At 58.6% G+C, this 24,824-nt stretch carries 32 protein-coding genes; 14 read left to right on the forward strand and 18 right to left on the reverse strand.

Annotated elements, in window-relative coordinates; all coding sequences use genetic code 11:
* Positions 1-9: 9 nt before the first annotated feature.
* Both E8M78_RS13265 and E8M78_RS13270 read right to left on the reverse strand, forming a co-directional pair.
* On the reverse strand, positions 10-201 hold the full coding sequence (locus E8M78_RS13265) for a CsbD family protein (RefSeq protein WP_137135477.1): 192 nt from the start codon (positions 199-201) through the stop codon (positions 10-12).
* 121 nt (positions 202-322) lie between these two features.
* Positions 323-925: a YqgE/AlgH family protein gene (locus E8M78_RS13270; protein ID WP_137135917.1), complete on the reverse strand. Its 603-nt coding sequence runs from the start codon at positions 923-925 to the stop codon at positions 323-325.
* 173 nt (positions 926-1,098) lie between these two features.
* Here E8M78_RS13270 and E8M78_RS13275 point away from each other — a divergent pair, with 173 nt between their 5' ends.
* The 6 genes from E8M78_RS13275 to E8M78_RS13295 all read left to right on the forward strand — a co-directional run bounded on the left by E8M78_RS13275 (position 1,099) and on the right by E8M78_RS13295 (position 5,269).
* Positions 1,099-1,938 (forward strand): protein-disulfide reductase DsbD domain-containing protein, encoded by an 840-nt coding sequence (locus E8M78_RS13275; RefSeq protein WP_137135478.1) that lies wholly within the window; start codon positions 1,099-1,101, stop codon positions 1,936-1,938.
* Positions 1,939-1,991: 53 nt separating this feature from the next.
* Positions 1,992-2,477, forward strand: a complete 486-nt coding sequence (locus E8M78_RS13280; protein WP_137135479.1) for a peroxiredoxin — start codon at positions 1,992-1,994, stop codon at positions 2,475-2,477.
* A gap of 150 nt (positions 2,478-2,627) precedes the next feature.
* A complete protein-coding gene (locus E8M78_RS24055) occupies positions 2,628-2,750 on the forward strand; it encodes a hypothetical protein (RefSeq protein ID WP_281405067.1) in 123 nt (40 codons plus the stop codon).
* Entirely contained in the window at positions 2,747-3,487 is a 741-nt protein-coding gene (locus E8M78_RS13285; protein WP_137135480.1) for an ABC transporter ATP-binding protein, read from the forward strand. The genes E8M78_RS24055 and E8M78_RS13285 overlap by 4 nt, the downstream gene beginning before the upstream one ends.
* A complete protein-coding gene (locus E8M78_RS13290; protein ID WP_137135481.1) occupies positions 3,484-4,356 on the forward strand; it encodes a metal ABC transporter permease in 873 nt (290 codons plus the stop codon). The genes E8M78_RS13285 and E8M78_RS13290 overlap by 4 nt, the downstream gene beginning before the upstream one ends.
* Positions 4,357-4,372: 16 nt before the next feature.
* The gene (locus tag E8M78_RS13295) at positions 4,373-5,269 is read left to right on the forward strand and encodes a metal ABC transporter substrate-binding protein (RefSeq protein ID WP_137135482.1); all 897 of its coding nucleotides are present in this window, start codon (positions 4,373-4,375) and stop codon (positions 5,267-5,269) included.
* Positions 5,270-5,490: 221 nt separating this feature from the next.
* Here E8M78_RS13295 and E8M78_RS13300 read toward each other — a convergent pair whose 3' ends face one another.
* The 14 genes from E8M78_RS13300 to coxB all read right to left on the reverse strand — a co-directional run bounded on the left by E8M78_RS13300 (position 5,491) and on the right by coxB (position 15,869).
* The gene (locus E8M78_RS13300) at positions 5,491-5,799 is read right to left on the reverse strand and encodes a Dabb family protein (protein WP_137135483.1); all 309 of its coding nucleotides are present in this window, start codon (positions 5,797-5,799) and stop codon (positions 5,491-5,493) included.
* Positions 5,800-5,845: 46 nt separating this feature from the next.
* Positions 5,846-6,286: a ribonuclease HI gene (rnhA, locus tag E8M78_RS13305; RefSeq protein WP_137135484.1), complete on the reverse strand. Its 441-nt coding sequence runs from the start codon at positions 6,284-6,286 to the stop codon at positions 5,846-5,848.
* On the reverse strand, positions 6,283-7,254 hold the full coding sequence (locus E8M78_RS13310) for a homoserine kinase (protein ID WP_137135485.1): 972 nt from the start codon (positions 7,252-7,254) through the stop codon (positions 6,283-6,285). Before E8M78_RS13310 ends, rnhA begins: the two co-directional genes overlap by 4 nt.
* 95 nt (positions 7,255-7,349) lie before the next feature.
* Positions 7,350-7,706: a VanZ family protein gene (locus E8M78_RS13315; protein ID WP_137135486.1), complete on the reverse strand. Its 357-nt coding sequence runs from the start codon at positions 7,704-7,706 to the stop codon at positions 7,350-7,352.
* A 161-nt stretch (positions 7,707-7,867) separates the two neighbouring features.
* Positions 7,868-8,872: a 4-hydroxy-3-methylbut-2-enyl diphosphate reductase gene (ispH, locus tag E8M78_RS13320; protein ID WP_137135487.1), complete on the reverse strand. Its 1,005-nt coding sequence runs from the start codon at positions 8,870-8,872 to the stop codon at positions 7,868-7,870.
* An 8-nt stretch (positions 8,873-8,880) separates the two neighbouring features.
* The gene (locus E8M78_RS13325) at positions 8,881-9,246 is read right to left on the reverse strand and encodes a DUF1304 domain-containing protein (protein WP_137135488.1); all 366 of its coding nucleotides are present in this window, start codon (positions 9,244-9,246) and stop codon (positions 8,881-8,883) included.
* Positions 9,247-9,312: 66 nt separating this feature from the next.
* Positions 9,313-10,032 carry an SURF1 family protein gene (locus E8M78_RS13330; RefSeq protein WP_137135918.1) on the reverse strand — a complete coding sequence of 240 codons (720 nt, stop codon included), beginning with the start codon at positions 10,030-10,032 and terminating at the stop codon, positions 9,313-9,315.
* Positions 10,033-10,057: 25 nt separating this feature from the next.
* On the reverse strand, positions 10,058-10,438 hold the full coding sequence (locus E8M78_RS13335; protein WP_137135489.1) for a DUF983 domain-containing protein: 381 nt from the start codon (positions 10,436-10,438) through the stop codon (positions 10,058-10,060).
* Between the two features lie 123 nt (positions 10,439-10,561).
* On the reverse strand, positions 10,562-11,437 hold the full coding sequence (locus E8M78_RS13340) for a cytochrome c oxidase subunit 3 (RefSeq protein ID WP_137135490.1): 876 nt from the start codon (positions 11,435-11,437) through the stop codon (positions 10,562-10,564).
* Between the two features lie 56 nt (positions 11,438-11,493).
* Positions 11,494-12,099, reverse strand: a complete 606-nt coding sequence (locus E8M78_RS13345; protein ID WP_137135491.1) for a cytochrome c oxidase assembly protein — start codon at positions 12,097-12,099, stop codon at positions 11,494-11,496.
* 26 nt (positions 12,100-12,125) lie between these two features.
* Complete coding sequence (locus E8M78_RS24060) at positions 12,126-12,260, reverse strand: hypothetical protein (protein ID WP_137135492.1); 135 nt, start codon at positions 12,258-12,260, stop codon at positions 12,126-12,128.
* Positions 12,260-13,216 (reverse strand): heme o synthase, encoded by a 957-nt coding sequence (locus tag E8M78_RS13355; RefSeq protein WP_137135493.1) that lies wholly within the window; start codon positions 13,214-13,216, stop codon positions 12,260-12,262. The genes E8M78_RS24060 and E8M78_RS13355 overlap by 1 nt, the downstream gene beginning before the upstream one ends.
* Before the next feature lie 63 nt (positions 13,217-13,279).
* Entirely contained in the window at positions 13,280-14,971 is a 1,692-nt protein-coding gene (gene ctaD / locus E8M78_RS13360; protein ID WP_137135494.1) for a cytochrome c oxidase subunit I, read from the reverse strand.
* 13 nt (positions 14,972-14,984) lie between these two features.
* Positions 14,985-15,869, reverse strand: coding sequence for a cytochrome c oxidase subunit II (gene coxB / locus E8M78_RS13365; protein WP_137135495.1), 885 nt, complete (start codon positions 15,867-15,869; stop codon positions 14,985-14,987).
* 295 nt (positions 15,870-16,164) lie between these two features.
* Here coxB and E8M78_RS13370 point away from each other — a divergent pair, with 295 nt between their 5' ends.
* From E8M78_RS13370 to E8M78_RS13385, 4 genes are all read left to right on the forward strand, one after another.
* Positions 16,165-16,821: an invasion associated locus B family protein gene (locus E8M78_RS13370; protein WP_246658314.1), complete on the forward strand. Its 657-nt coding sequence runs from the start codon at positions 16,165-16,167 to the stop codon at positions 16,819-16,821.
* A gap of 106 nt (positions 16,822-16,927) precedes the next feature.
* Positions 16,928-18,343 (forward strand): metalloprotease TldD, encoded by a 1,416-nt coding sequence (gene tldD / locus E8M78_RS13375; protein WP_137135496.1) that lies wholly within the window; start codon positions 16,928-16,930, stop codon positions 18,341-18,343.
* A gap of 12 nt (positions 18,344-18,355) precedes the next feature.
* Complete coding sequence (locus tag E8M78_RS13380) at positions 18,356-18,781, forward strand: VOC family protein (protein ID WP_137135497.1); 426 nt, start codon at positions 18,356-18,358, stop codon at positions 18,779-18,781.
* Between the two features lie 15 nt (positions 18,782-18,796).
* Positions 18,797-19,519, forward strand: a complete 723-nt coding sequence (locus E8M78_RS13385; RefSeq protein WP_246658315.1) for an HAD family phosphatase — start codon at positions 18,797-18,799, stop codon at positions 19,517-19,519.
* A 2-nt stretch (positions 19,520-19,521) separates the two neighbouring features.
* On the opposite strand, the gene E8M78_RS13390 is transcribed toward E8M78_RS13385, so the two are convergent.
* Positions 19,522-19,821, reverse strand: coding sequence for a MazG nucleotide pyrophosphohydrolase domain-containing protein (locus tag E8M78_RS13390; RefSeq protein ID WP_137135498.1), 300 nt, complete (start codon positions 19,819-19,821; stop codon positions 19,522-19,524).
* A 302-nt stretch (positions 19,822-20,123) separates the two neighbouring features.
* Between E8M78_RS13390 and E8M78_RS13395 the strand changes: the two genes are divergently transcribed.
* Positions 20,124-21,182, forward strand: a complete 1,059-nt coding sequence (locus E8M78_RS13395; protein WP_137135499.1) for a polysaccharide deacetylase family protein — start codon at positions 20,124-20,126, stop codon at positions 21,180-21,182.
* Between the two features lie 19 nt (positions 21,183-21,201).
* On the opposite strand, the gene pdxH is transcribed toward E8M78_RS13395, so the two are convergent.
* A complete protein-coding gene (gene pdxH / locus E8M78_RS13400; RefSeq protein ID WP_137135500.1) occupies positions 21,202-21,816 on the reverse strand; it encodes a pyridoxamine 5'-phosphate oxidase in 615 nt (204 codons plus the stop codon).
* Positions 21,817-21,866: 50 nt separating this feature from the next.
* On the opposite strand from pdxH, the gene E8M78_RS13405 reads away from it, so the two are divergent.
* From E8M78_RS13405 to fabI, 3 genes are all read left to right on the forward strand, one after another.
* Positions 21,867-22,337, forward strand: coding sequence for an RT0821/Lpp0805 family surface protein (locus E8M78_RS13405; RefSeq protein ID WP_246658316.1), 471 nt, complete (start codon positions 21,867-21,869; stop codon positions 22,335-22,337).
* A gap of 216 nt (positions 22,338-22,553) precedes the next feature.
* Positions 22,554-23,801 carry a DnaJ C-terminal domain-containing protein gene (locus tag E8M78_RS13410; RefSeq protein WP_137135501.1) on the forward strand — a complete coding sequence of 416 codons (1,248 nt, stop codon included), beginning with the start codon at positions 22,554-22,556 and terminating at the stop codon, positions 23,799-23,801.
* Between the two features lie 194 nt (positions 23,802-23,995).
* Positions 23,996-24,814 (forward strand): enoyl-ACP reductase FabI, encoded by an 819-nt coding sequence (fabI, locus tag E8M78_RS13415; protein ID WP_137135502.1) that lies wholly within the window; start codon positions 23,996-23,998, stop codon positions 24,812-24,814.
* Positions 24,815-24,824: the final 10 nt, after the last annotated feature.

Genomic DNA, 24,824 nt, shown 5'->3' on the forward strand with positions numbered 1-24,824 from the left:
AGAAAAGGATCAGGCGCGATCTACGACGTTCTTGACCGCATCCTTGGCTTTACCCTTGGCAACCTGCGTCTTGCCCTTGGCTTCCTGGGCTGCGCCCTTCGCTTCAAGCGAGCGGTTGTCAGTCATGTCGCCGACAGCCTGCTTTGTCTTGCCAGCCATTTCGTTAGCCTTGCCGGAAATCTTGTCGCTCATGCTACCCATGGTGCTTTCTCCTTGATTGGCCCGAACTTTTTCTTCATCAGGCTTCGGTGGGATAACGTAGCTGGGGCGGGTTTGTTCCGGATTATTTTGAAATCATTTCTCTATACTTCAGGCACGGACTTCACGCATGTCCGGCATTGGGAGACAAAAGCTCGGGGCTAACACCCATCGTCGCGAGCGCCCGTTCATATTTCGCATCGAGAGAACGATCAAAGATGAGACTGTCGGTCGCCGGGCAATTGAGCCAGACATTGTTGCCGATCTCCGCCTCCAATTGACCTGGACCCCAGCCGGCATAGCCAAGCAGCATCGTCGCCTTCCGCGGGCCGCGGCCATCATAGATGGCGCGCACGATATCCAGCGTCGCGGTCAGTGAGATATCTTCGCTGACGGGGATGGTACTTTCACTGACATAATCATCCGAGTGGAGCACAAAACCCCGCCCCGCTTCCACCGGACCGCCGCTCAGCACCGGAAAATCGCGCGTAGCGGTGGGGAGCATGATTGCATCACCGGCTTCGATGATCTTGACGTGCTGGAGAAGTTCCGTGAACGACACCGCCTGCGCGCGGTTGATGATGAAGCCCATGGCACCCGCCGAAGAATGCGCGCAGATGTAGACCACCGTACGGGTGAAATTCCCATCTGCCAGGCACGGCATGGCAATCAGGAACTGACCGTCCAGAAAACCGCGCTCCCGCTTGTCCTTGATATGCGAAATCATTGACATGATGCCTCCAGTGTTCGGTTAAACCGGCCCTCGGGGCGGGCGGCGGATGTTTAGTTTACACCCTCTCCACCAAGATGGGGCAGGCTGCACTTTCAATCAACCGAAAATGAACAGCCTTGTGACGTTGTGACTGGCAAGGCATCAAGTGCTCGACTAAATCTCCGATCATGGCTTCAATACTGAATACCGGTCTGCGGTTCCAAACTCTCTGTCTCGGCCTGCTTGCCACGCTCGCAAGCTCGCCTACGCCTGTCCATGCCGAGATGTCGGACTGGGCGGTGAACGATGGCGGGCGTATGCGCATCGTGGCTCTGCCACCGGAGCCGGACGGGACCGTGCGCGGCGCCCTGCAGATCGAACCGCGCGACGGCTGGATTACCTATTGGAAGCAACCGGGACAAGCGGGTATTCCACCCCAGCTTTCGCTGGCGCCGGACAGCGGTCTGACCCTGACTGACATGAAGTTTCCTGTGCCCAAGCAATTCGTGGATGGCGACATCCGGGATCTTGGCTACGACCATCCCGTAACCCTGCCTTTCACGGTCAAGATCACCGATGCCAGCCGTCCGGCGGTCTTCAAGGCTTCCGCGTTCATAGGGCTCTGCCGCAATATCTGCGTTCCGTTCCAGGCGGAGTTTCAGGTTAACCTGCTCTCCAATAAACTTCCGCTCGAAGAAAACCTGATCCTTGATGAGGCGACGCGCCATCTGCCGGAATCACCCTCTCCTGATTTTACCGTTGCGGAGTCGAAACTGGGTACGGATCACAAGAAGCTGAAGCTCGCGCTGAGACTACCCGAAGGCTCTCCACGCCCCGATATCGTGGTGGTGGGACCAGATGGTCATGTGCTGCTCGATCAGGAGCATGCCAAAACCTCCGGCGGCATCTATTCTGTGGATATGCCACTCGGCAAAATGGCCAATAAGCCAATGCAAACCGGGACGGACTGGAGCCTTCTGGTGATCGCGGGCAACAGAGCCATGGAGACCCCGCTTGCCATAGAATAGCTGGGCTCTATAGTGCGGCGCATTCCTATCAACCGCACCGAAGGACAAGAGCTATGACGATTGCTGAAGGCGATACCCTGCCGCAGGCCAAGTTCAAGGAAAAGACCGCTGATGGCCCAATCGAGGTCACGACAGACGAGCTGTTCAAGGGCAAGAAGGTCGTCCTTTTCGCGGTTCCGGGCGCCTTTACCCCCACCTGCTCGCTCAATCATCTGCCGGGCTACCTCGAAAACCGCGATGCGATTCTTGAACGCGGCGTAGACGAGATTGCCGTCGTTGCCGTCAATGACTTCTTTGTCATGGGCGCTTGGGCGGAAAAGACCGGCGGCACCGGCAAGATCCGCTTCCTGTCGGATTGGGATGCAAGCTTCACCAAGGCGATCGGCCTCGAGCTGGATGCATCCGGCGCTGGCCTTGGCATTCGTTCCAAGCGTTATTCCATGCTGGTTGAAGACGGCGTCGTGAAGTCGCTCAACATCGAAGAGTCTCCCGGCCAGGCGATCACCTCGGGCGCTGCGGCGATGCTGGAGCGCCTGTAATCTTTCCCCAGTTTTCCTTTGCAAGCGGCCTCCCCCGGAGGCCGCTTTTTTATTGGGGTCACGCCACCCGGTTCGTCACACACACCTTGCCCTTATTCTGCCATTTTTGTTATAACATAACTGTAATATCATAACATTCATGAGGCGCTGATGCGCAACTCCCTGTTTTTCATGGATCTCCTCCAACGCTCCGCACCTGTGCGTCTGCTCGGCGTCGGTGCCATACTGGTCCTGCTGTGGCTGGCAATCCAGTGGGCGATTTCACTACCATGAGAACGCACGCCATTTCACTTTCGAACCTGACAGTCACCTATGACCGGCATCCGGCGGTTCATCATGTGAACGGTCAGATTGCCAGAGGCAGCCTGACTGCCATTGCGGGGCCGAATGGAGCGGGAAAATCCACGCTTCTCAAGGCGATCATCGGCGAGTTGCGGCCCGCTGAGGGGCGGATCGAGCATGGGCTTCAACGAACCGATATCGGCTATCTGCCACAGGCCGCCGAGATCAACCGCCGCTTTCCCATCTGCGTTCTGGATACGGTTCTGCTGGGTGCCTGGAAGAATACCGGTGCCTTTGGCGGCGTAAGCCCCAAGGATCGAACGGATGCGATGGAGGCCTTGCAGGCGGTCGGTCTTCAGGGTTTTGAGCGCCGTTCGATTGGCTCGCTTTCGGCAGGGCAATTCCAGCGCGTGCTGTTTGCGCGCCTGCTGGTGCAGGATGCAAAGGTCATTCTGCTGGATGAGCCTTTTACTGCCATCGATGCGCGCACCACCCGCGATCTTCTGGAAATCGTGCGCAACTGGCATGGCGAGGGCCGAACCGTAGTCGCCGTGCTTCATGATTTCGAGCAGGTGCGACAGCACTTTCCCGAAACGCTGTTGATTGCCCGCGAACTGATCGCGTGGGGGCCGACCGCCGAGGTGATGTCGGCCGCCAATCTTTCGCGCGCACGCGCCATGGCCGAGCGTTGGGATGAAAACGCCCAAATTTGCGAGGACGCCGCATGAGCGCCTATGACATCTTCATCGCGCCGATGATGGATTACGGCTTCATGCGTCGTGCGCTGGTGGCATGTCTTTGTCTTGCGCTTGGATCCGGCCCCATCGGCGTCTTTCTCATGATGCGCCGCATGAGCCTGATGGGGGATGCACTCAGCCACGCTGTGCTGCCCGGCGCTGCCGTTGGCTATCTGGTTGCCGGATCCCTTTCGCTGACGGCCATGGGGCTCGGCGGGTTGATTGCGGGGCTCTCCGTCGCGGTTCTGGCGGGGGTCGTCAGCCGTTTCACGAACCTGGCGGAAGATGCGAGCTTTGCCAGTTTCTACCTCACCTCGCTGGCGCTGGGCGTGCTGATCGTTTCCCTGCGCGGCTCCAACATCGATCTTCTGCACGTGCTGTTCGGCACCATTCTCGCCATCGACGAAGAGGCGCTGATCCAGATCGGCCTGATCACCTCGCTGACGCTGGTCGTGATCGCGGCGATCTATCGCCCGCTGGTGGCGGAATGCTTCGATCCCGGCTTCCTGAAGGCGGTCGGCGGGCGCGGCCCGCTCTATCACTACATCTTCCTGTTGATGGTGGTGCTGAACCTCGTCGCCAGCTTCCAGGCGCTCGGCACCCTGATGGCAGTTGGCCTGATGATGCTGCCCGCCGCAACGGCCCAGCTCTGGGCGCGCACCCTGTCCACCATGCTTCTCGTCGCCTTCGGCTCGGCACTGGTTTCGGGATATGTGGGGCTGATCGCCTCCTATCATCTGGAACTGGCATCCGGCCCGACCATCATCATGACGGCCGCCTGTCTCTACGGCTGCTCCATTCTTGTTGCGCCCTCCGGCATCATGCGGCGCTTCCTTCCCCTCCCTCACCTCAAAGGCTAACCCAGGAGCATTTTTCATGTCTTCCCGCCTGTTGTTTCTCTCTGCTGCCATTCCGGCCATTATTGCATTCACCGCACCTGTTTCCGCGGCCGAACTGAAGGCCGTTGCCAGCTTCACGGTTCTTGCCGACATCGTTCATCAGGTTGGTGGCGACAAGGTGCAGGTTTCCACCCTTGTCGGCCCTGATGGCGACCCCCACGAATTCGAGCCAACACCTGCCAATGCCAAAGCACTGAAGGCGGCGGATGTTGTGTTCGTCAGCGGCGAAGGACTGGAAGGCTGGATGGACCGGCTCATCTCCGCGTCCGGTTTCAAAGGCAAGCCGGTGGTCGCCTCCGAAGGCGTGAACACGCGCACCATGGAAGAGGACGGCAAGACGGTGACTGATCCGCATGTCTGGAACAGCCCGGTCAATGTGAAGGTCTGGGTCGCCAATATAGAAAAGGCGCTCTCAGCGGCCGATCCGGCACAGGCAGCAACCTTCAAGGCGAATGCTCAAGCCTATACCAAAAAGCTGGATGAGTTGAACGCCTACGCCCATTCCAAGCTGGACAAGATCCCGCAGGAGCAGCGCAAGGTGCTGACCAGCCATGATGCGTTTGGCTATTTCGGCCGCGAATACAAGGTAACCTTCCTGGCGCCGCTTGGCGTTTCCACGGAAACGGAAGCCTCCGCCGCCGACGTGGCGAAGCTGATCGAACAGATCAAGGCCGAAAAGGTGAAGACCTACTTCTTCGAAAACTCCAATGATCCACGGCTGGTGAAGCAGGTTGCCAAGGCAACCGGCGCCAAGCCTGGCGGAGAGCTTTATGTGGAGTCTCTCTCCAAACCGAAAGGTCCCGCCGCCACGTATGAAAACATGTTCCGCTTCAACGTGGACCAAATAGCGACCGCCATGGAGAAGGCAAGCTGACCTCCACACTGATCCGGCGCAACCTGCCCCCCCCTCACTTGGCAGGTCACCGGTCGAATGAGGGGGCTTGCCCAGCTCCCTCATTCTCTTGTTCTCTTGTTCTCTTGTTCTCTTGTTCTCTTGTTTCCTTGAAGCCTGTTGCTTCGCACTTGGCGCTTTAACTCTTTATTTTATCGCATGTCGTTATCGCAAAACCGCTGCGCACTTTTGCGCGACATGCTTCAAGTCTCGAAATCGAAGACCATCAATCCGGCAAGACCGCCATCGCAAGCAGCCACAAGGCGATCGCCGACCGCGACATGCTCCGGATGAACCAGATAGGCGTCACGTGCATCGGCGTTTTCAAACGTTACGATGAAGCCATCCCGAAAACCGCCACTCAGGCCCTCCGGCGAGACGTTCGGTCCATGCTGGATCTCAACGATACCGGAGATAGTTCCCCTCAAGGCCACAAGCGCCCCGAAGAGGGCCGCCTTTTCCTCTGCCGGCAACGAGGCCTTCAGGCGCAGGAATACGCAGTGCAGAATCATGCCGTCCCCTCCCATTTATGGCATTCTTGCGTCGAACCGGGCCGATTCATCGCTTCTTGAACGGCTCCATGCCGAGCCTTGCCAGTTCGTCCGCCCGCTCGTTTTCCGGGTGGCCGGCATGGCCCTTCACCCAGTGCCATTTCACCTTGTGCCGCTGGTTGGCGACATCGAGTTCCTGCCAAAGCTCGCCATTCTTGACAGGCTTCTTGTCCGCCGTCTTCCAGCCGTTCTTCTTCCAGCCGAAGATCCACTTGGAAATGCCGTCCATCACATATTTGCTATCGGTATGGAGATCGACTTCGCATGGAGTCTTCAGCGCATTGAGCGCGCTGATCGCCGCCAGCAGCTCCATGCGGTTGTTGGTGGTTTCCGGCTCGCCGCCATAGAGTTCCTTTTCGTTCTCTCCATAGCGAAGAATGGCACCCCAGCCACCCGGTCCCGGATTTCCCGAACAGGCACCGTCGGTGAAGATCTGCACCTGTTTCATGCGGCGGGCTCCAGCCCATATTCGGATGCAGCTTCGATTGCCCGGTGAAAGCGAGATTTGCGCAGGTATTCGATCGGATCTTTCTTGACGACCAGAGCGCCCTCCGGAGTCGTCAGCCAATCGTAAAGCCGCGTCAGGAAGAAGCGCAGCGCCGAGCCCCGGCACAGAACCGGCAGAGCCGCAATCTCATGCGCGTTCAAGGGACGGATAGACTGATAACCCGCCAGCAGCGCGCTGCCTTTCGCGAAATTATAGGCGCCATCCGGCTGGAAGCACCAGGCATTCAGGCAAATCGAGACATCGTAGGCCAGAAGGTCATTGCAGGCGAAATAGAAATCAATCAGTCCTGACAGGCGATCGGACAGGAAAAACACATTGTCCTGAAACAGATCGGCATGGATAACGCCCTGCGGCAGATCCTGCGGCCAGTGGCTGACCAGATAGTCGAGCTCGGCGCCGATTTCCTGCTGAAGACCGGGCAGAACCTCATCGGCACGCGGAGCAGCTTTGGCCCACAGCTCCTGCCAGCCATCTACCGAAAGCGCGTTGCGGCGGGTAATCGAAAAATCACTTGCTGCCAGATGCATCTGCGCAAGTGCTACGCCAACCGCATGGCAATGATGGGCTTCCGGCTTACGCAGCCACATGCCTTCCAGAAAGGAAATGAGCGCCGCCGGGCGACCCGACAGTTCGCCACAGATTTTTCCATCGTGGCGTGGCAGCGGCAGCGGGCAATTCAGGCCCTTCTGCGCAAGGTGCTGCATCAGCCCGAGAAAGAACGGCAAATCGCCTGCATCGACGCGCTTTTCGTAAAGTGTCAGGATCAGCGGATCCTTCGTGGTGTGCAGCAGAAAATTGGAGTTCTCGACGCCCTCTGCGATCCCCTTGTAGGAGGTCAGTTCGCCCACATCATATTCGCTGAGAAACTTGCGAAGGTCGTTTTCGGTAATGTCGGTGTAGACAGCCAAGAGCTCTGGTCCTGCTTTCGATCCTGCGTTGGACATGAGATACACAGCAGGATGGCCCCATGGCTAGTGCCGGAGGCGCTTCAGGCACAGGAATTCTAATCGCTCTCAACCCGCCTTGATGCCCGATAACGGTTGATGAGCCATCCGATGAGCAGGCCGAGCGCCGCACCCGCCGCCTTGATCAGGGCATCGCGCACTTCCGGATGACGGCTTGGCTGCAAAAATTGAAGCAGTTCGATGGCAAAGGCAGATGCGATGATGCAGGCCGTCGAAATCAGGAAAAAGCGCGGATAGGCCACGACGAAGAGGCAGGACAGCAGCGCGAACGCCAGCGCGCGATCCACATTCACCGGCAGAAAATCATGCGGACGCAGACCGATCGGCGAGACGGTTGCAAAAATAACGAAGGCAAGGGTCGACCACGCCAGTATCTTGAAGAGCTTTTCCGACATGGTTCCGTGCTGGCTCGGGTTTTATGAGGGTTTAGTGACGGAAACCTGTGGCCAAGTAAAGGCGGAAGCTGCGACAGCGTTAATCGTAAGACTTGCAACAATATCACTTACAGCATTCGTCACTGCAATCGACTCACTGGATCGATTTTACCGGTCGCAGCTCACCCATTCACCCAGGCCATATCCTCGCGGGTCAGCTCGATATCGCGAAGCTCGCGGTTGACCAGGAAATGTTCGTTTTCCTCGGTGGTGATCGCCAATTCGACACTGGCATCGAAACGCTCCCGGAAGGCCTCGATGATTTCGTCGACGATGACTTCCGGAGCCGAGGCACCGGCGGAAATGCCGAGCGTTCCGATCGTGCCGATGCTTTCCCAATCAATTTCGGAGGCACGCTGGACGAGCAGGGACCGCGTGGCCCCTGCCCGTAAGGCAACTTCCACCAGCCGCTTCGAATTGGATGAATTGGGAGCACCGACCACAATGAAGAGATCGCAACCGGGTGCGGCCTGCTTCACCGCCTCCTGCCGGTTGGTGGTGGCGTAGCAGATGCTGTCTGCCGACGGCGCTGTCAGGTTTGGAAAACGCTCCTGCAGTTTCGCGATAACGCCCGCCGTATCATCCACCGACAACGTTGTTTGCGTGACATAGCCCAGATTGTCCGGATCCGATGGCTCATAACGCTCGGCATCTTCCACGGTCTCGATCAGTGACACGGTGCCTTCCGGCAGTTGCCCCATGGTGCCGATGACTTCCGGGTGACCCGCATGGCCGATCAGCACGACATGCCGGCCAAGCCTCTGGTGGCGCATGGCCTGCTTGTGCACCTTCGACACCAGCGGACAGGTGGCATCCAGATAGAAGAGATTACGCGACTGCGCATCTTCCGGCACGGATTTCGGCACGCCATGGGCGGAAAACACCACGGGCTGATCGCGATGTTCCGCCGGGATCTCGTTCAACTCCTCAACGAAAATCGCGCCCTTAGCCTCAAGCCCTTCGACGACATAGCGATTATGGACGATTTCATGACGCACATAGACCGGGGCGCCATAACGCTTCAGCGCCAGAACCACGATCTGGATTGCCCGATCCACCCCGGCACAGAAGCCGCGCGGACCGCACAGGCGAATGTTCAGCGGGGGACGGAAAACCTGCATATTCATCGACAAACCTAGCCAGCAATCAGCACAAAAATCAGGGCGATGGCCGCCGGAAGCGCCTGAATGACAAAAATCTTCCGGGAGGCCGTTGCTCCTCCATATAGGCCAGCGACCAGCACACAGCCAATGAAAAATAGCTTGAGCTGATAGGCGACGCCAGCATCCGGATGGACAAGCGCCCAGAGAAGACCGGCGGCGAGGAAGCCGTTATAGAGCCCCTGGTTGGCCGCCATGACCTTTGTGGCTTCTGCCCGCTCGGGCGTCAGACCAAATGCTTTGCGCCCTTGGGGCTTGGTCCAGAGAAACATCTCCAGCACCAGAATATAAAGATGTTCGAGCGCCAGGAGTGCAACAATAACATTAGCAATAACAGACATTTATAAACCCCCTTAAACACTCCGACGACACGCCCCTGCGAATCGCCTTCTCCCCGCAAGAGTATGTTACTGACGACGACGGAAAACCATGGCGAGCGAGACGCCAACGAGCGCCGCCGCAAGGCCATACCAGGTGACCGCATATTGCAGATGGTTGTTCGGCAACTCGAACTGCGTGACGCCCGCCTTTGGCCAACCACCAGGCGGCTGCACGACATCATCCGCATCGACAAAGAAGGGTACCACGTTTGCCGGATCGAGGTTCGTAGACCGCACCATGGCCGTCCAATCCTTCCAGTAGAAGATGTTCTTCTGCAAGTCGTTGTCCGGCACAAGCGAGGATGGCTTTCCCTCAAGCCGGTTGCGGAGATAACCGGTCAAAGTGACCCTCCCCGTCACCTCCCCCGCCTGCCGCTTATGCGGCTGTTTCAAATCATAGGGCACGAACCCGCGGTTGACGAAAAGCTCCCTCCCATCGGCCAGTCGCAGCGGTGTGTAGACATAGAAGCCCGTGCGGCCAGCATCTGTGGCGAAGAAATGCCGCTCCTTTGTGTGATCGAAGACACCTTCGACACGCACGCGCAGATATTCCTGATCCTGCGCGGTTTTCAGCGCCGTCTCGGCGTCGACCAGTTCGACCGGGGCGGCCTGACGGCGGGCCTCGATCTGCGCCAGTAACTGCTCTTTCCAGTGAAGGCGCTGGACCTGCCAGGTGCCAAGTGACAACAGGATGGCGAGCGCGACCAGAACCAGCACGGCGGAGACGAGCTTGCGACGAGGTGACATGCGCGGCGACGGCAAGGGCGACTGATCAGCCACGGTCTATGCTGCCTTCATGGGCACTGTGCTTGTATTGCAAGGCAATCAGCACCCCCTTCAACACTCGTAGCGAGCCAAGGCAGATGACGATGGAAAACGGTGCGGTGACGATAAAATGCAGCCAGATGGACGGGTGAAAGGTGAATTCAAACCAGAGCGCAAAACCGACCACCACGAAGCCAACGAGCAGCATCACGAAAACGGCGGGACCATCGCCCGCATCCGCAAAGGAATAATCGAGGCCGCAATTGCCGCAGGCCGGCCGCACCTTCAACAGGCCATCGAACAGCTTGCCTTGACCACAGCGCGGGCACGAACCGCTCAGGCCAGCTCGCACTGCATCCTGCGGCGGGTAATGGGCTTCATCCTGCATGGTTCAATCTATCCGGTCCCGTTGCACCCTGTTGATACTGACGTTAGCCGCAGGCAAGGCATCTGTTCAAATGAAAAAGGGCGACCATGGCCGCCCTTCGCATGCGCAAGGATCGTCGATGGCTCAATGAGCCAACGGCGCGCCCCAACCACCCCAGATGTAGATGGTGAAGAACAGGAACAACCAGACCACGTCAACGAAGTGCCAATACCAGGCGGCGGCTTCGAAGCCGAAATGCTTCTGCGGCGTAAATCCGCCATTGACGGCGCGCAGCAGGCAAACGATCAGGAAGATCGTGCCGATCAGGACGTGGAAGCCGTGGAAGCCGGTCGCCATGAAGAAGGTTGCGCCATAGATCGAATTCTTGAAGGCGAACGGAGCTTCGGCGTATTCGTAACCCTGCACGAAGGAGAACAGAACGCCGAGCACCACGGTGAGCAGCAAGCCGTTGATCAGGCCCTTGCGATCATTGTGCAGCAGGGCATGGTGCGCCCAGGTAACGCAGGTGCCGGACAGAAGCAGGATGACCGTGTTGTACAGCGGCAAATGCCAGGGATCCAGCACTTCGATGCCCTTCGGAGGCCACTGGCCGCCGGTTGCAAGAACGCGGCTCGCCTGGATCGCCTCGTTGGCATAGAGGCTTGCATCGAAGAAGGCCCAGAACCAAGCCACGAAGAACATGACTTCCGAGGCGATGAACATGATCATGCCATAGCGCAGATGCAGCGAAACTACCCGCGTATGGTGGCCTTCGCGGCCTTCCTTGATGGTGTCTGCCCACCAGCCGATCATCGTGTAGATAACGATCGCCAGACCGATAAAGAACAGCCACGGCGTTGCGAAGTTCAAGCCGAACATCTTGAACTCGCTGCCATGCAGATAACGCATATAGCCAACACCACCGAAGGTGATGACGAAAGCACCGATGGAGGCAAGCAACGGCCACGGGCTTGGATCTATGATGTGGTAATCGTGCTTTTTCTGATGTGCATCTGCCATGTCGAAGTCCCCGGTCTTTCTCCTCAAGCCCCCGCGCGAAGCGGAGGAGCCCTCTCTTACAGCTTACGCTCTGTCTCGCCCGACTTATCCTGCAAACCGGCAACCGGCTTGGCCCCCTGGCTTGGATAGAAGGTATAAGACAGCGTAATAGTTCTGATATTCTTGGTTTCTTCTGCCTTGGTGATCTCGGGATCAACGAAAAACACCACCGGCATTTCCAGCGTCTCACCCGGCTTCAGGGTGGTTTCCGTGAAGCAGAAGCACTGGACCTTATTGAAATAGGCACCCGCCTCCATGGGCGTAACATTGAACACGGCCGTCCCGGTTACCGGTGTCGGCGATTTGTTCGTTGCCTTGTAGGTGATCTGGACCGTTTCGCCGATCTTCGGCTCAACTGAATGCTGGACGGGCTTGAACTCCCAGTTCAGCCCGGAGGACGTGTTCGCGTCGAAGGTGACCCTGACCGTCTGATCCAGAACCGTGTCGGAAAACTGCTCGACCCGCTGGGTGGTGCCATTATAGCCGGTCACCTGACAGAACAGGCGGTACAAGGGGACGGAGGCATAGGCGGCGCCCACCATGCTGGCGACGAACACGACACAGCCGACGAGAATCGAACTGTTGTTCACCCGGCGCTGCGCTGGCTTTGCGGCTTCAGTCATGTCGTATCCTCCTCCCTGTATTCGTCTCAGCCCATATGGCCGATCTTGATCAGCGTCACGATATAGAAGATCACGACGAGCGCACCGAGCACCACGCCCAGCGCGATGTTACGACCACGCCGGGACTTTTGCTGCTTTTCATTGAGCTTGATCGTTTCCATCAGAGCAATCCTCCCATGGGACCGAAGATCGCGGCTGCAAAATGTGAGGCCAGCAGACCGCAGAAGATGACGAAGAGATAGAGCACCGAGTAGGCAAACATCCGCTTTGCCTGCACCATCTTTTCGTCGCCATCCGGCATACGCCAGACGGCGATGGAACAGAGAATGAAGATGGCTCCAAGGACGGCGGCGAAGGCCCCATAGGCCCAACCGACCAGCCCGGTCAACGTCGGCGCGACGCCAACCAGAGCGGTCAGAACCGCGTAGACGATCATCTGGAGCTTGGTAGACCGTTCGCCTGCAACATTCGGCATCATCGGGACGCCAACGGAGCCGTAATCGCGCATCTTGAACAGAGCGAGCGCCCAGAAGTGCGCGGGCGTCCAGAGGAAAATGATGAGGAACAGCAGGATACTGTCCAGAGAGACGCCACCGGTCACGCAGGCCCAGCCAATCATGGGCGGAAATGCTCCGGACGCGCCACCGATGACGATGTTCTGCGGTGTCGAGCGCTTCAGCCACATCGTATAGACGACGGCATAGAAGAAAATCGTGAAGGCCAGAAGGCCCGCCGCGAACCAGTTGACCACAAGGCCAAGGATCGCAACCGAGAAGGTGGACAGCGTGAGGCCGAAAGCAAGCGCTTCCTGCGGCAGGATGCGCCCATCCGGGATCGGACGGCGCGCCGTGCGGCTCATGACGGCATCGATATCGGCGTCATACCACATGTTGAGAGCACCGGATGCGCCCGCACCAACGGCGATACATAGAATGGCGATGGCACCGATGAAGGGATTTATGTGGCCCGGAGCCAGCATAAGACCGGCAAAAGCCGTGAACACCACAAGCGACATAACGCGCGGCTTCAAGAGCTCGAAAAAATCGCGAGCGCCAGCTTCCGAAAGACGAACCTGATCGTCTCCCCCAAGGCCTGCGTGATGATCGACTGTGGTCATGTTTCAATCCTAACTCTACCGGAAGCGGCGCAGGGTTGCCGCGCCGCCTCTTATTCATCGCGCTTACTTGATGCGCGGCAGTTCTTCCCACTGGTGGAACGGCGGCGGCGAAGACAACTGCCATTCCAACGTGGTTGCACCTTCGCCCCACGGGTTGTCACCGGCGACGCGCTTGCGAGCAAAGGCTTCCCAGATGCCATAGAGGAACACAAGTACGGCAACGAAGGAGATATAGGAGCCGATGGAGGATACGTAGTTCCAGCCAGCGAACGCATCCGGATAGTCGATATAGCGGCGCGGCATACCGGCAAGACCCAGGAAGTGCTGCGGGAAGAACACCAGGTTCACGCCCACGAACATGATCCAGAAATGCAGGTTGCCAATCGCTTCGGAATACATGTAGCCGGTCATCTTCGGGAACCAGTAGTACCAGGCAGCGAAGATGGCGAAGACTGCGCCGAGCGACAGAACGTAGTGGAAGTGCGCGACCACGTAATAGGTGTCATGCAGCGAACGGTCGAGACCGGCATTGGCCAGCTGAACGCCCGTGACACCACCGACCGTGAACAGGAAGATGAAGCCGATCGCCCAGATCATGGGTGTGCGGAAGGTCAGCGAACCACCCCACATCGTTGCGATCCAGGAGAAGATCTTCACGCCCGTCGGAACGGCGATGACCATGGTTGCGAACACGAAGTAGCGCTGTGCATCGAGAGACAGACCAACCGTGTACATGTGGTGCGCCCAGACGATGAAGCCGACGGCGCCGATGGCCACCATGGCATAGGCCATGCCGAGATAACCGAAGACCGGCTTCTTCGAGAAGGTGGAAACGATGTGGCTGATGATACCGAAGCCGGGCAGGATGAGAATGTAAACTTCCGGATGACCGAAGAACCAGAACAGGTGCTGGTAGAGAATCGGGTCACCGCCACCTTCCGGCGAGAAGAAAGTTGTGCCGAAATTGCGGTCCGTCAGAAGCATGGTGATGCCGCCGGCCAGAACTGGCAGGGAGAGAAGCAGCAGGAATGCCGTGACCAGAACGGACCAGGCAAACAGCGGCATCTTGTGCAGGGACATGCCCGGCGCACGCATGTTCAGGATCGTGGTGATGAAGTTGATGGCACCAAGGATCGACGAGGCACCCGAAACGTGGAGCGCGAAGATTGCCAGATCAACCGCCGGACCGGGTTGCCCGGATGTCGCGAGCGGCGGATACATGGTCCAGCCACCACCGACACCGAACGCACCGGCTGGACCTTCCACGAACATGGACAGGACGAGCAACAGGAAGGCCGGGACGATGAGCCAGAAGGAGATGTTGTTAAGACGCGGAAACGCCATGTCCGGCGCGCCGATCATGATCGGGATCATCCAGTTGGCAAAGCCGCCGATGAGAGCGGGCATGACCATGAAGAAGATCATGATGAGCGCGTGTGCCGTGGTGAACACATTGTACATGTGCTTGCCGCCGTCAATGGCAGCGTCACCCTGGAAGCCGTAGACCATGGATGCCAGACCGTGGAAGATCTGGATGCCAGGATCCTGCAGCTCCATGCGCATGGCAACCGACATCAGGCCGCCGACGATGCCTGCCATGATCGCGAAGATCAGGTAGAGCGTGCCGATATCCTTGTGGTTGGTCGAGAAGAACCAGCGGGTAAAGAAGCCCGGCTTGTGATCGTGATGGTGATCATCGTGGACATGCGCGCCGTGCGCGGCATGCTGATGATCATGTGCGGAAGGTCCAGCCATTGTCCCCACTCCCTTACTTGATTTCCGCGGAGGCCAGCTTCACGCCGGTCTTGGCATCGGTTGCAGCCATGAGTGCCTTGTTGGCGCCCTGCAGATCGCTGCCGGCCTTGGCAAGCCAGGCCTTGTACTGCTCGTCAGAAACGACGCGGATGGCGATCGGCATATAGGCGTGATCCTTGCCGCAAAGCTCGGAGCACTGACCGTAGTAGAGGCCTTCCTTCTCGGCGCGGAACCAGGTTTCGTTCAGACGGCCCGGAACGGCATCGATCTTGACACCGAAGGCCGGCATGGCGAAGGCGTGGATAACGTCCGTCGGAGCAGCCGTCACCAGCATGCGCACGGTCTTGTTGACCGGCAGAACCAGCTCATTATCGACAGCCAGCAGGCGCGGATAGACCTTCACATCGACCTTGCCCGTTGCGGCACGATCGGTTTCCTTCAGCATGTAGCTGTCAAATCCGACCGGATTTTCCGAGCCCTGATACTCATAGGACCAAAGCCACTGCGTTGCCGTTGCCTTCACCGTCACGTCCGGATTTTCGGGGATGGTAAGCTGCGCGTTCAAAAGGTTGAACGACGGAATCGCTAGGAACAGGAGAATGACCACCGGGCCCAGCGTCCAGGCGACTTCGATCGCGGTATTGTGGCTCGTCTTGGATGGCACCGGATTGACGCTGGCGCGGAACTTCACCACGACCCAGACGAGAAGCGCCAGCACGAACAGGGTGATCGGCACGATGAACCAGAGGCTGTAGTGCGAAAACCACCGGATTTCGTGCATGATCGGCGATGCTGCCTGCTGAAGATCAAGCTGCCACGGCACAGGTTGATCCGCCCCTGCCCCCGAGGCAAAGAGCAGACAGATCGTCGCAGCCAAGGCTGCATAGGCTCTGTTCATCGATTTCTCTCCCCTTGCGTTTGATCTAGATCAGACCACAACGCAAATTCCCTAGCTATAGACCTGCGGTTCAACCACAGAATCACGCCTGCCGCAATATCCGTAAAGAGGGTTGCGGGCGCTTGTTCGTGCGGCATTTTTGCCCTGAATCAATTTTAACCACAAAAGAGCCCGGAATTGCTGGCTTCCCGTTCGCTCCCCATTTTCGCCGCAGTCGCTTGAAATGACGAGAGGGCTTTTCATTCCCGCTCCCCGGCGACAAGAATAGCGCGACTGATTCGTTTGAGAGGTTTTCATGAAATTCCCGACCCTGCGCGCCGCCACAATGGCCGCACTGTTGCCCTTGGCGCTTGCGGCGCAGCTCGTGGCAGAGCCCGTCCAGGCCCAGACGTCATCGGGAGACAAGCAGCCTCGTCCCACGCAGTCGCAGTCTCCAGCGCCCGCGCAGCCCGTACCAGCTTCCCCGTCTGCCGGTTCCGCATCGAGAACCTCCCCTCCCCAGACCGGCTCACCCGCAGCACCTGGCACCGTGCGCGAGAGCCATGGCGCCTGGTCGATCCTGTGCGACAAGCCCGCAGGCTCTTCCGTCGAACAATGTGCGATGATGCAGAACGTTATCGCAGATGACCGGCCGGAGGTTGGCCTCTCCGTCGTCGTGCTGAAGACGGTAGACCGCAAGGCCCGCATCCTGCGCATCCTCGCGCCGCTCGGCGTTCTCCTGAAGGATGGCATGGATCTCTTCGTCGACGGCAACAATATCGGTCGCGCCTATTTCACGCGCTGCTTCTCCGAAGGGTGCTATGTGGAAGTGGAAATCGACGATGAACTGATGAAGATCCTGCGGGCTGGCAAGAACGCAGTCTTCGCGCTGAGGGAATCCATTGATCAGGACCGCGTCGGCATTCCGATCGAGCTGTCCGGCTTTGCCCAAGGCTACGACGCGCTCCCGTAAGGCGGCGCCGCGCGACGTGCCTTGCGTTGCAAGCCGCACGGACCTACATCGACATTCTGGTATCGGAGATCTGGGCCGATCGTCTGGACCGGTGAAGGAGCTTTTTATGACGACCGATCTGATCAACCTGTTCGATTGCGATGAATCGCGTTTGCGCGCCATGCTCTCCGAGGCGCTGAGCGGCGCGGATGACGGCGAGCTTTTCATCGAGCATGCGCAGGCCGAAGCACTGACCTTCGATAACGGGCGGCTGAAGGGCGGTTCCTTTAATACAGACCAAGGCTTCGGTCTTCGGGCCGTGGCGGGCGAGGCAGTGGGTTATGCCCATGCGGGCGAACTGTCAGCCTCGGCATTGACGCGCGCTGCGGATGCGGTGAAAGCGGTAACGCGCGGTTACGCAGGCAGCTATTCTGCCGCGCCGCAACGCACCAACAAAAAGCTTTACGGTGACGAAAACCCGATCGGTTCCCCGACCTTCGAAGAGAAGGTGAAGCTTCTGACCGAGATCGACGCCTATCTTCGCAACAAGGATCCCAAAGTTCGTCAGGTTACCGCCTCGGTTGCGGCTAGCTGGCAGGTTGTCAACATTCTGCGGGCCGACGGTCATCTGGTGACGGATGTCCGTCCGATGACGCGCGTCAATATTTCAGTGGTCGTCGGCGAAGGCGATCGCCAGGAAAGCGGATCGTCCGGCAAAGGGGGCCGCATCGGTCTCACCGATTTTCTTCTGAACGGCAACTGGCAGCAGGGTGCCGATGAGGCTTTGCTGCAGGCCCTGACCAATCTGGAGGCCATCGACGCGCCGGCTGGCACCATGGATGTTGTTCTCAGTTCCGGCTGGCCGGGCGTGATGCTGCACGAAGCTGTCGGCCACGGTCTGGAAGGCGATTTCAACCGCAAGAAAACCTCAGCATTTGCCGGACTGCTGGGCCAGATGGTGGCCGCGCCGGGCGTAACCGTCGTGGACGATGGCACCATAGACAATCGTCGCGGCTCGATTACCGTCGATGACGAAGGTACGCCTTCGGCCTATAACGTGCTGATCGAGAACGGCAAACTCGTCGGCTACATGCAGGACCGGCAGAATGCCCGGCTGATGGGCATGAACCCCACCGGCAACGGTCGCCGCCAGGGCTATGCCTACCAGCCCATGCCGCGCATGACGAACACCTATATGCTGGGCGGCGACAAGACGCCGGAAGAGATCATCGCTTCGGTCAAGAAGGGCATTTATGCCGTTTCCTTCGGCGGTGGGCAGGTGGACATCACCTCCGGCAAGTTTGTCTTCGATTGCACAGAGGCCTATCTCATTGAGAACGGCAAGGTTGGACCGGCCATCAAGGGCGCGATGCTGATCGGCAATGGGCCGGACGCCATGAAACGCGTTTCCATGGTCGGCAATGACATGGCGCTCGATACCGGCATCGGCAATTGCGGCAAGGCGGGACAGTGGGTTCCGGTCGGCGTTGGCCAGCCGCATCTTCGCATGGATCAGGTGACCGTTGGCGGCACCAAGGCCTGAGGGACGAGACAGATGACCGAAAACGCGCTGGTACCCGAGCTGGCGGTTTTCGACTGGTCCGTCAGCCGTGATTTCTACACAGATATCATCGGCTTTGACGTTCTCTATGAACGTCCGGAAGAAGGTTTCTCTTTTCTGGCGTTCGGAAGCGCGCAACTGATGATCGACCAGATCGGCATTGGCCGCACCTTCGAAAGTGGAGCACCGCTCCTCCTGCCGCTCGGTCGGGGCTTGAACCTGCAGATCCGGGTCGATGCACTTGAGACGCTTCTAAAGCGTCTGGCCAAATCGGATTATCCATTGTATCTGCCGCCGGAAGAAAAGTGCTACCGCCGGGATACCGTCGAAATCGGACACAGGCAATTTATTGTCGCCGATCCGGATGGCTATCTGCTTCGCCTGTACGAAGACATCGGCACGCGCCTCTCACAGTCCTGAAATCCCGAAAGACCCTTGTCGAAAGAAGTCGACGTGATCGCTCTCTCCCTCCCCCGCCCTCCGAAAGCCGTCATCTTTGATATGGACGGTCTGCTGCTCGATACGGAGGTGCTGTACCGCCAGTCGGTTATCTCAGCTGCGGCACATCATGATCTGCTCATCGGACCTGCCATTTACGAAGGTATGCTGGGACGGCCTTGGGTCAGCATTGCCGATCTGCTGCGGGAGCATTACGGCACGGAGTTCGATGTCGACGGCTTCCGTCAGGTTTGGCTTGAGCACTTCGATCTGCTCACGCAGACCGAACTGCGCCTGAAAGCTGGCGTTCACGAATTGCTCGATGTGTTGGACGCGCTCGACCTGCCGCGTGCCATCTGCACCTCTTCGGCGCATTTCCAGGTCGAACATCACCTGGGGACGCTGGGTATTCTCGACCGCTTCCACCATGTCATCGCACAGGGCGATTATCCGCGCGGAAAGCCGCATCCCGAACCCTATCTGGCGGCTGCTGCGCGCATCGGGGTCGATCCTGTCGACTGCCTGGCCCTTGAGGATTCCTTCAATGGCATCCGCAGCGCGGCCAGCGCAGGCATGATGGCCGTCATGGTGCCTGATCTTCTGCAGCCGACCGATGATATCCGCGCGATCTGCACGCAGGTGGCGGAAAGCCTTGCACACTGCTGCGCCTTTTTCGATCAGCATCCGGCGCGCCAATCGGCACGGACCGCTTTACGCTGACTCTACGGGCGAAATCGCCATTTGCGCTCAATGGCAACGGACAGATCGAGCCTGTTGCGGTGCGCAAGAAGAAGAATATGACCGAGTACGTCAGCCGTTTCATCCGCCAGATCCTGGCGGATTTCCTCTGCTGTTCGCCCTTTTGCCCGTCCACGTCCCGTCGCCCTGTTGTAAGCTTGCGTTAGCTCTCCAACCTCCTCATGCAGTTTCAGCATGAACCAATCATCATCCCGATGAAGACCATTGGCCTCCGCATAGGCGGCAGAGGCGAGCTCAAAGCGGGCGGCTAGATCCTGCAACACGTCCGTTCTCCGTTTGTTCAGGAACATGCAGGAAGTGCGACGATTCGACAAGTTCCCACCGGGTGAAACTGTCAGATCATCAGAACGAATAGCGGGATGAGCGCAAAGAGTTCGTTTTCTGTTTCCGCATCTGCCTGGCATTGATCGGTGCGGCGGGTGTGATCAGCCTGCCAGTTCTCGACAGCATCCTACGGTAGAAACCATGCAATTCGTTTCAGTTTCAGACAGTGATTTTTAGAAGTGCTTAACGGTTGACGCGCTAGCGTATCCGCGTCAAAGGCGGAAACCGGATCAACAATCAGATGAGCGTATTGTTACAGGCCATTTGGCGCCGTAGCCTCAAGCGCGCGATGATTGCCGGCGGCCTGGAAGCGGCATACGTGCTGGCGAACCTCGGCGTCCTGCGCAATGCGCGTGGGCATGGTGCCATCTTTACGCTGCATCATGTGCGGCCTCGTGCACCACGCATTGTGGAACCCAACGCCCATCTGGAGATCACACCGGAGTTTCTGGACCAGGCGCTGAGCCGTTTGAAGGAAGAAAGCTACGATCTAATCCCGCTTTCAGAGGTTCCGGCACGCCTTGCAAACCCCAGCGAAAGGCCATTCGCCTGCTTCACGATGGATGATGGCTATTGCAACAATGCCGACCATGCCCTGCCCGTCTTCGAACGCCATGGCGCACCGTTCACGATCTTCATCAACGAAGGTTTCGCGGATCGGACGCACACGATCTGGTGGGAAACGGTGGCGGCGCTGATCAACCAGCAAAGCCGGATCCGCTTTGATTTCGGTGAAGGCATGGAGGAAGTCAGACTCTCCTGCCCCAAAAGCAAGCTCGATACCTTTGACCGCTTCGCACGCTTCATGCAGAAGGATTGCGAGGCCCAGGCGGTCAAGCGTCTGGATGACGCAGCGCGCGCTTATGGGATCGAGCCTTTGGCGATCACGGAGGCCCTCACGATGGACCGGGCGCAGTTGCGCGCGCTTGCCCGCCACCCGCTTGCCTCGCTCGGCGCGCATACGGTCAGCCATCGCGCCCTGATGCGGCTTTCGCCAGACGTTGCAGGACACGAAATGCGGCGCTCCGCCGATTGGCTGGAAGAGGTGACCGGCACGAGGCCCACCACCATTGCCTATCCCTATGGCACGAAAGCCGCCGTTTCGGAGCGGGATCAGCGTATCGCCCGCGAACTTGGTTTTTCGGTCGCAGTCACCACACAGCCCGGCACGCTGGGCCCCGACAGCCTTGATCGGCTGACGGGGCTGCCACGCATTTCGCTCAATGGCTTCTATCAGGAGCCGCGTTATGTCGCGGCCCTTGCTTCCGGGATTCCCTTCGCGATCTCGCGCGCGGCGTGACGATTTTCGCGGATACATGCTAGGGATATAGGCGGACCTTTTCCCAGCCCTCGCCCGCTCGCCGGAATTCCACGCGATCATGCAGGCGAAACTGGCGATCATGCCAGAATTCGATAGAGGTCGGCTCTATACGGAAACCCGACCAGTGGGGTGGGCGCGGTATCTCGCCTATTGCGAACTTGGCGGTGTATTCCGCAACGGCCTTCTCCAGCGCAAACCGGCCCTCCAGCGGTCGTGACTGCCTGGATGCCCAGGCACCGATGCGGCTGCCCCGTGCGCGCGAGGCATAATAGGCATCCGCTTCTTCATCAGAAACGACTGTTACCGGCCCACGGACCCGGACCTGACGGCGAAGCGATTTCCAGTGAAAGCACATGGCTGCCTTTTTCTGACCCAGAATTTCCTGTCCCTTCTGGCTTTCGAAGTTCGTGTAGAAAACGAAACCTCGTTCATCCAGACCCTTCAGGAGGACCATGCGAACATTTGGCAGACCATCCTGATCGACTGTGGCCAGTGCAGTGGCGTTCGGATCATTGATCTCCGAGCCCTCGGCATCCTTCAGCCACTTGGCAAAAAGCTGAAAGGGCTCGCTCTCCTCGGTGAAGTCACCGCTTGTTAACCGTTCTTGCGACATATTGACTAAAATGCTCCCGATCTGATCGAATGCAGCCCTAGAATCTTTCCGTGATTGGACGCAAGGTGGCAGTGACGCACAAGACAATCAACCGCACCCCCGGCACTTCGTTGCGTTCGGTCCAGGCTGCAATTCTTGTTGTTATGGCATGCGCTTTGGCAGGTTGCACTACCGGTGCGATGGATCTTTTCGGATCCACGCCGAAGGTGGATCGAAGCCTTTCTACGGCCACCGTCCCTACCCGGACCACCGAATCCGTCTCGGATGAAAAAACGGTGTTGAATGCCGTTTCCTCTGCCGATCTGGTCAAGCTCGGCTCCTCGCCTCTGCCCTGGGCAAACACATCGACGGGAAGCGCCGGTGTCGTTTCCGAGATTCACGAGGTCAATCTCAACAGTCAGGTTTGCCGCCAGTTTCTGACAACCCGCCATTCCTATGAAGGAATTGCGCGCATGCGCGGCAATGCGTGCCTTGTCGGTACGGAATGGACCATGACCTCGTTTGCACCGCAGACGAACTGAACAATCCGCCAACATAGCCAGACGCTTACATTGGGTTAAGCTTAATGCGGTTTTCACTTTTCGCTTAAAAGCATCTTTAGAAACTCAGCCTCTATCGTCGCTCTCAACATCGCGGACTGCTGTTTTGGCCCAATGGAACCGGAACGGCAAAATGCGAGTTGGATGGAGGAATGCTCGTGCCTGGCGCGAGCCTTTGCAGCGAACCGGTGGCGAAAGATGCGTGACCCTTATTCCCTTCTCGGCGTCAAGAGAGACGCAGGAGCCGACGAGATCAAGGCAGCATGGCGATCCAAGGCGAAATCGCTGCATCCGGATCATAACCAGGACGACCCGCTGGCAGCGAAGCGCTTTTCAGAAGTCGGCCAGGCCTATGATCTGTTGAAAGATCCCGAGCGCAGACGCCGCTTCGACCAGAGCTTCGACACTCAACAAACGATCATGCAGCAGCGCGAAGCCGCAAGGCAGGCGGAAGAACGGGCCAAGGCGGCCCGCGCGCGCGCTGAAGCGGTGATGGAGGAACTTGCCCGCGCCAATGCCCAGCGCGCGCAGGCACAAGCCCAGCAACAGGCCCAGCAACAGGCCCAGCAACAGGCAGGTGCCGCATCAGAACCGGCTGAAGACATGGTCGAGCGCATTTTTGGCAGCGGCGCCCAGCGAGCCGCGGCGGGCGGCGGCGGTTCCTATCGCGCCCAGCAGCAATCCAGTGCACGGAAAGGGCAGAATTCAGCCAATCAGCAGGCGGGCCAGCAATCGTCCGGACCAAAACCCAATACGCAGCAACAGTCACAGGCTTCTTCCGGAGCCAAGGCTGCCGACCCCTCACAGGATCAGGCCAACAAAGTCGAACCGGAGGAAAAGCCGGAAGCGCCCAAGCCTGCGACCCCTCTTCCGCTTCAGGCCCTCGAACTCATTTCAACCCTGGTTCGCCGTATTCGCGGTGAAGTACCGCCGCCGGAAAAAGCGCCCGATCTCACAGTGACGGCGAGCGTGTCGCTTGAGGACCTGCTTGAGCTGAAACCATCGCAGGTAACCCTGTCCGACGAGCGGGAGGTCTGGTTTGCGCTGGAGCCCGGCATGAGCGACGGACACGTGCTGCGCCTCAAGGGCCAGGGCCTGCGTTTGCCGAACATGCAGCGGGGCGATCTCGTGATCACGCTGCAGGTGCGCAAGGACAATCGTTTCCGCCTTGAGGAATTCGATCTCCATACCGTTCTTCCCATAAAGCTCGAAGACGCCGTGCTCGGTGGCGAGGCCGAAGTCGAGACCCCAGGCGGCATTGTTCCCGTATCCATTCCGGCCTGGACCGGCTCCGACCAGACCGCAAGGCTGGAAGGACTGGGATTACAGAAGGAAGACGGCAGCCGCGGTGATCTGGTGGTAGAGTTCCGCGTGCTTCTCTGGGAGAAGCCCGATGACAAGGTTATCGATCTCATGCGGCACATGCGCTACGGATTATTTGTGTAACGGAGATATGACGTTATCCACTGCACGTCCGGCGACAAAGGCCCGTCATGGTCTCGAAATTGCAGTCATATTTGCTCAGCATGCCTGAATGCACGCCGTGTTACGGAAGCTTACAGGAGATGATCTGCCTTGTGCTTGAACCCGCGGGCGGCCTATGCCATAGGCAAACTCGAAATTAGCTTAGGGGATACCGTATGGCTCAGGCAACCGGCCTCATGGCAGGCAAACGTGGCGTTATCATGGGTGTTGCGAACAATCGTTCCATCGCCTGGGGTATCGCAAAGGCCATTCATGCGCAGGGCGGCGAAATCGCACTAACCTATCAGGGCGATGCGCTGAAGAAGCGCGTCGAGCCGCTGGCCGACGAAATCGGCGCGATCCTGGCGGGCCACTGTGATGTCTCTGACGAAACGACAATCGATGCCGTTTTTGATCATATCGAAAAGGTCTGGGGCAAGATCGACTTCATCGTCCACGCAATTGGATTTTCCGACAAGGACGAACTGACGGGTCGTTACGTTGATACGACGCCGGAAAACTTTGCCAAGACGATGCAGATCTCCGTCTATTCGTTTACGTCGGTCGCACGTCGCGCTGAAAAGCTGATGACAGATGGCGGCTCGATGTTGACGCTCACCTATTACGGCGCCGAAAAGGTCATGCCGAACTACAACGTCATGGGCGTTGCCAAGGCGGCTCTCGAGGCGAGCGTGAAGTATCTGGCGGTCGACCTCGGACCGAAGAACATCCGCGTCAATGCCATTTCGGCCGGTCCGATCAAGACGCTGGCAGCTTCGGGCATCGGCGATTTCCGCTATATCCTGAAGTGGAACGAGTACAACGCGCCTCTGCGCCGGACGGTAACGATCGAGGAAGTGGGCGATGTCGGCCTCTACATGCTGTCCGACCTGTCGCGTTCGGTCACGGGCGAAGTTCACCATGCTGACAGCGGCTATCATGTCATCGGCATGAAGGCTGTCGACGCACCGGATATCTCGGTCGTCAAGGATTGAGTCGTCTTAC

It is taken from the genome of Rhizobium sp. FKY42 (assembly GCF_005222835.1).
In the GTDB taxonomy this organism is placed as follows: domain Bacteria; phylum Pseudomonadota; class Alphaproteobacteria; order Rhizobiales; family Rhizobiaceae; genus Neorhizobium.